The sequence below is a fragment of the Nocardia sp. NPDC003345 genome, from assembly GCF_053589395.1.
This window is the reverse complement of record NZ_JBSFRU010000369.1, coordinates 1-5,973: the sequence shown is the minus strand read 5'-3', so window position 1 is coordinate 5,973 and position 5,973 is coordinate 1. Positions and strand designations below refer to the sequence as shown.

Genomic DNA, 5,973 nt, shown 5'->3' with positions numbered 1-5,973 from the left:
CGGGATTACATCCGGGCGGAGGAGCGGGTCGTCGCCTGCCCCAACCAGGACGTGGTCTACGGTTTCGGCGTCCTCGACGCCCGGCGGGAACCGTCGGTGGTGCAGGTCCCCGATTTCGGCGACCGTTTCTGGGTGTATCAGGTGGTCGACCAGCGCACCGATTCCTTCGTCCGGATCGGCAAGATGTACGGCACCGCACCCGGTTTCTACCTGCTCGCCCCCGAATCGTGGGACGGCACCGTCCCCGCCGGAATCACCGGCATCTTCCGCTACGACACCCGGTGCGGTGCGGTGATCCCCCGCGTCTTCCTCGACGACACTGCCGAGGACCGCGCCGCCGTGGCGCCGCTGATCGACCGGATCTCCATGTACCCCCTGTCGGAATTCGACGGCGTGGTCAAGGTGGTGGACTGGTCGGCGGCGCCCGCGTTCGGCGGCGGCAATTCGACCGGCGGCCAGAGCGAAACCCAGTGGGTGGACCCCGGGAACTTCTTCGCGGCGCTGCCCGAGGTACTCGACGAAGTCCCGGCCCGCCCGGGCGAGGAAGCCCTCTACACCTGGTTCCGCTCGATACTGACGGCCGCCGAACACGACCCCGAGATCGCCGAGGTCCTCCGGCAGACCGCACTCGACACCGACCACGTCGTCGCCGAACTCTTCCAGTTCCGCAATATCGGTATCCCGGTCGCCGGCAACTGGACCACCCAGCGCAACGGCGCCGAATTCGGCAACGACTATCTGTCCCGCACGGCGATCGGCAAATCCAATATCTTCGTCAACACCCCCAACGAAACCGCCTACTACTACCAGGATCTCGACGACACCGGCGAACGCCTGCACGGCTCCCACACCTACCGCGTGCACTTCTCCGCCGACCGCCTACCCCCGGTCCGGGGCTTCTGGTCGTTGACGGTCTACAACAAGCACCATTTCTTCCACCCCAACGAACTCGACCGCTACTCCCTGGGCACCAAGAACCAGGACCTCACCTACGGTGACGACGGCTCCCTCACCCTCACCGTCGGTGGCGCGGGCCCCAGCGACCCGAAACTCCTCACCAACTGGCTCCCCGCCCCCAACGACGAGTTCGCCCTCTTTCTCCGCGCCTACTGGCCCGACGAAACCATCCTCGACGGAACCTGGCCCCCACCCGCGGTCACCCTACAGGACTGAACTCCGCAACAGGATCTCGGGAAACTCAGTCCACCGATGTGCGGCGGCCCTCGCGGTCCTCGGAATCGGCTTGTTCGTCTTGGCCCTGACATGGCGCGGCGGCCGAGACCGGTTGCGGGGGCTCACTGAAGCGAGCGCTCGCCATAGACCTCGATGCCACTACACGACATCGACCCAGAAACCGCCCTTGTCGATCACGATTTCACAGGGAACGCCAAGGGAATCCGCCCGGTACAAAGCCTCACCGAGATGGGTGGACATCAACAGCATCCACGTTTCCCACTCGGTGGGTGCCGCGCCCGCTTTGCCCGCGTCGGCAGCGGCATCGGTGTAGTAGTTGCGAAGCTGTTCCTCCGTGAAGCGGAACTTCAGCGGCCGGTCCATCGGGACGCCGCCGATCGCCGTGATCTGTAATCCGCCCCTATCGTCGGGGGTGATCCGGTACCCGGATTCCGCACCGGCACGAATCACCGAATCGGTGAGTTCGCCGACGCCCACCTCGGGCTTTCCCACCACCAAGCTCCCCCCTTTGCGGGCCGGGCCGGGACCGGGCCGCCGCACGCCCGGTCCGCCGATCTCGGACAAACTGTCCGACCTGCGGCGCAGTAGTGCCCCCAGTGGGACTCGAACCCACACTTGGCGGATTTTAAGTCCGCTGCCTCTGCCAATTGGGCTATGGGGGCGTGCGGACCACACACTACCGACTCGTACACCCGTACCGGAATACCCGTGAGTGGGAGTCACATGGTGGGATCTGTCTGAATTGCCTGACATGCCTCCACCAGCACGTCCGCCGCCAGCAGTCCGGACTCCTCCGCGGCCTCCCGGACCTCGTCGGACAGGTCGTAGTCCGTGGTGACCGCCAGCAGCGCCATCTGCAGTGCCTCCCCCAGCCGGCCGAGCCGGCGCGCGATCGCCAGCTCGTCCATTTCCGCGTCCATGTTCTCCCAGCCGACGGGCTGTACGCCGTCGATACGGTAGCGGCGCAGGGTGTCCTCGCCGAGGACTTTCATGAAATCGACCGCCGAGGCCATACAGCGGTTGTTCGCGACCCGGTACTCGGTGCGGTCGGCGATCTTCTCGATGAGCACCGCGACGATGGTCGCCGCGGTGAACATCCCGTCGCACACCCGCGCCGGGGCGGCCTCCGGCGGGCCGGGCGGGGCGGTGGCCAGCCCGGTGGTCACCGCGTCGATCCATTCGACCACCAGGTCCGTGCCGGTGGCATCGGACGAGACCGGCGCACGGAGGAACGGTTCCTCCCGGCGCCGGAACCACCGCCACGGTAGACGCATCGCGCTCACTCCTGTTCGGAAGCGGTCCTGCCGAGCAGCGAATGCCGTCGGCCGTATGCGAAGTACATCACCAAACCGAGCAGCATCCAGACTACGAAACGCAGCCATGTCTCGACCGAGAGATTCAGCATCAGCCACAGGCAGGACAGCACCGCCAGGATCGGCACCAGCGGGACCAGCGGAACCCGGAAACCGCGGGGCAGATCGGGGCGGGTGCGGCGCAGGATCACCACGCCGATGGACACCAGCAGGAAGGCGAACAGCGTGCCGATGTTCACCATCTCCTCGAGGGTGCCGAAATCCACGAACCCGGCCAGCAGCGCACACACCACGCCGACGATGATCGTGATCCGCACGGGGGTGCCGCGCTCACCGGTACGTGAGAGCCAGCGGGGTGCGAGGCCGTCACGCGACATCGCGAACAGCACCCGGGTCTGGCCGAGCAGCATCACCATGACAACGGTGGTCAGACCGGCCAGGGCGCCGATGGAGATGATGTTCTTGGCCCAGGTGGCGCCGTTGAGCGCGAACGCCGTCGCCAGGGTGGCGTCGTCGCCGGCGAGATCGGTGTACGGAACCATTCCGGTGAGGACGACGGTCACGGCCACATACAGGACGGTGACCACGATCAGCGATCCGAGGATGCCGCGCGGCAGATCGCGCTGCGGGTTCTTGGTCTCCTCGGCGGCGGTGGCGACGACGTCGAAGCCGATGAACGCGAAGAAGACCAGGCTGGCGGCGGCCAGCAGGCCGTACCAGCCGAAGTTCGTGTTACCGGCCCCGGTCAGCCATGAGAACAGGGACTGGGTGAGCCCGGTCTCCTGTTCGGCGGGCACCGCCTCCGGGATGAACGGGCTCAGATTGGCCGAGTCGAAGAAGGTGAGCCCGACGATGATCACCAGCAGGATCACGCCGACCTTGATCGCCACCGCGATGGCCGATACCCGTGACGACAGCTTCGTGCCGAGCGCGAGCAGGGTGGTGAGCACCGCGATCAGCAGGACCGCGCCCCAATCGAAGGTCACCGGTCCCAGGTCCACCACCGCGGCGCCTTTGTCGAAAACCTGGCCCAGGTACTGCGACCAGCCCTTGGACACCACCGACGCGGCCAGCGCGAACTCCAGCAGCAGATCCCAGCCGATGATCCAGGCCGCGAGTTCGCCGAAGGTCGCGTAGGAGAACGTGTAGGCGCTGCCGGCCACCGGGACGGTGGAGGCGAACTCGGCGTAGCACAGCGCGGTGAGACCGCAGGCGACCGCCGCGAACACGAAGGCCAGGGAAACCGAGGGTCCGGCCACGTTACCGGCCGTCCGGGCGGTGAGGGTGAAGATACCGGCGCCGATGACCACGGCGACGCCGAAGACGGCCAGGTCCACGGATGTGAGGTCTTTACGCAGTCTCGAGCCGGGTTCGTCGGTATCCCGGATCGACTGCTCCACCGATTTGGTGCGGAACAGCGAATTCCGTCTGCTCGGGGTGGTCACTGCGGCCTCCTCATCATTCTGGCGCGAGTACCGGGAACGCTAATGCACTCCCGACATGTATCGGGTTATCCACGGCGAGAGCCCCGCAATCACGCCTCCGGCCACGATCGCGACCGACCCGGTGATCCCGAAGTAGGCGAACTCGGCGTCGGCCGAGTAGAAACGCGCCAGCAATCCCGACAATGTGGTGCCCAGCGCGATCGACAGGAAATACAACGCCATCATCTGGGCGCGGAAATGCTCGGGCGCCAGCTGGGTGCTCACCGCCAGGCCGATCGGCGAGATCAACAGCTCCGACACCGCGAATACCGCCATGATGAACAGCACCACCAGCGCCGGAACCGCCCGGCCCGTGGTCCCGGCCATCGGCAGGAACAGCAGGAACGCGACCCCCATGCCCACCACCCCGATCGCGAACTTGCGCGGAGTGCTCGGTGCCCGGTCGCCGAGCTTCGTCCACATCAGCGCGAAAAGCGGCGACAGGGCGATGATCCACACCGGCTCCACCGAACCGATCCAGCTCGACGGCGCCGTCCAGCCGAAGATATTCCAATCCATCCGTTCGTCGGAATACACGGCGAGCACGGTGAAGATCTGCTGGAACAGCGACCAGAACACGACATTGGCCAGGAACAGCGGGAGGAACGCCCATACCCGGCTGCGTTCGACGGGGGTGACGCGACGGTGGGTGAGCAGGATGGCGAAATACGCGATCGCGGCCACGACGATCAGGCCGGTGGTCACATCCGGCAGATTGTCTATGGTCACCAGGCCCGTCACCAGCACCAACGCGATCAGCAGCAGGGCCGCGACCAGCAGCGCGATCAGCGGCCCGGCCGCCTTGCGCGGGAGCGGATCGGGCACCTCGCGCCCGGCGGTACCCAGGTTGCGGCGGAACACCACGTACTGGATCAGGCCCAGGGCCATCCCGACGGCGGCCACACCGAACCCCGCGTGGAAACCCCACTCCTCCTGCAGCAACCCGGTGATCAGCGGCCCCACGAAGGCCCCCAGATTGATCCCGAGATAGAACAGGGTGAAACCGCCGTCGACCCGCGGGTCACCCTTCGGGTAGAGCGTGCCCAGCAGGGCCGAGGCGTTGGATTTGAGCGCACCGCTGCCCAGCGCGACCAGTACCAGGCCCACCCCCACACCGGTGAGACCGGGTATGAGCGCCAGCGCGATATGCCCGGCCATCACCACCACGCCGCCGTAGAAGACGGTCCGTTCCATCCCGATCAGCCGGTCGGACACCCAGCCGCCGAGGACGGTGCACAGGTAGACGAGCCCGCCGTAGGCCCCGACCAGGCCGATCGCGGCATCCTGATCGAGCCCGAGACCACCGTCGGTCGTCTCGTAGTACAGGTAGTAGCCGAGGATGGTGAGCATCCCGTAGAACGAGAACCGCTCCCACAGCTCCACGCCGAACAGGTTGACCAGCCCGATCGGGTGACCGAAGAAGGTCCGGCCGGCGACCGCGGGTGTTGGTGCTTCGGACATCCTCCGACTTTCCCACGGGTGGGGGTGCGCGCGTGGCAACCCGCACGGATCCGATATCGATGGATCCGGACCCGTGGGTCAGGCGATGGAGAGCGCGATCCCGTCCAGGATGTCGTGCTCGCTGACCACCAGTTCGGCGATACCGGCCCGGCGCGACAGCTCCGCCGCCAGCACCTCGGTGATCAACGCGCCGGCGCCGATCACATCCACCCGGCCCGGATGCATCGGGCCCAGCGCGGCCCGCTCGTCGTGGGTCATCGCGATCAGCCGGTCGCAGACGGCGTTCAGTTCGGGTAGCGCGATGCGCGCCAGATGGGTTTTCGCCGAATCGTATTCGGGCAGATCCAGGGCCACCGCGGCCAGCGTGGTCATCGTGCCCGCGACCCCGACCCAGGTATGCGTGCCCGCCACCGGCACATGGGTGAACGCCTCGGTGAGCCGCTCGGTCGCGAACTCCCGTCCGGCGGCCACCTGCTCCGGGGTCGGGGGATTACCGTGCAGGCAGCGTTCGGTGACCCGGA

6 protein-coding genes and 1 tRNA gene are annotated in these 5,973 nt (G+C 66.9%); 1 reads left to right on the top strand and 6 read right to left on the bottom strand.

Going from position 1 to position 5,973, the window contains the following annotated elements; all coding sequences use genetic code 11:
- A partial coding sequence (locus tag ACWDU1_RS28215) for a DUF1214 domain-containing protein (protein ID WP_450003066.1) occupies nt 1-1,173 on the top strand: 1,173 nt, incomplete at its 5' end.
- Between the two features lie 159 nt (nt 1,174-1,332).
- Here the strand turns inward: ACWDU1_RS28215 and ACWDU1_RS28210 are convergent.
- The 6 genes from ACWDU1_RS28210 to ACWDU1_RS28185 all read right to left on the bottom strand — a co-directional run.
- Complete coding sequence (locus ACWDU1_RS28210; protein ID WP_450003064.1) at nt 1,333-1,686, bottom strand: hypothetical protein; 354 nt, start codon at nt 1,684-1,686, stop codon at nt 1,333-1,335.
- Nucleotides 1,687-1,782: 96 nt separating this feature from the next.
- Nucleotides 1,783-1,856, bottom strand: a tRNA-Leu gene (locus ACWDU1_RS28205).
- A gap of 57 nt (nt 1,857-1,913) precedes the next feature.
- The gene (locus tag ACWDU1_RS28200; RefSeq protein ID WP_450003062.1) at nt 1,914-2,468 is read right to left on the bottom strand and encodes a hypothetical protein; all 555 of its coding nucleotides are present in this window, start codon (nt 2,466-2,468) and stop codon (nt 1,914-1,916) included.
- Between the two features lie 5 nt (nt 2,469-2,473).
- The gene (locus ACWDU1_RS28195; RefSeq protein ID WP_450003060.1) at nt 2,474-3,952 is read right to left on the bottom strand and encodes an amino acid permease; all 1,479 of its coding nucleotides are present in this window, start codon (nt 3,950-3,952) and stop codon (nt 2,474-2,476) included.
- A gap of 39 nt (nt 3,953-3,991) precedes the next feature.
- A complete protein-coding gene (locus ACWDU1_RS28190) occupies nt 3,992-5,452 on the bottom strand; it encodes a peptide MFS transporter (protein ID WP_450003058.1) in 1,461 nt (486 codons plus the stop codon).
- 78 nt (nt 5,453-5,530) lie between these two features.
- Nucleotides 5,531-5,973: Ppx/GppA phosphatase family protein (locus ACWDU1_RS28185; RefSeq protein WP_450003056.1), on the bottom strand; the 443-nt coding region annotated here is incomplete at its 5' end.

Coding starts and splice junctions, on each gene's coding strand:
- ACWDU1_RS28190 (WP_450003058.1), bottom strand. CDS start 5,452: ATGTCCGAAGCACCAACACCCGCGGTCGCCGGCCGGACCTTCTTCGGT.
- ACWDU1_RS28200 (WP_450003062.1), bottom strand. CDS start 2,468: ATGCGTCTACCGTGGCGGTGGTTCCGGCGCCGGGAGGAACCGTTCCTC.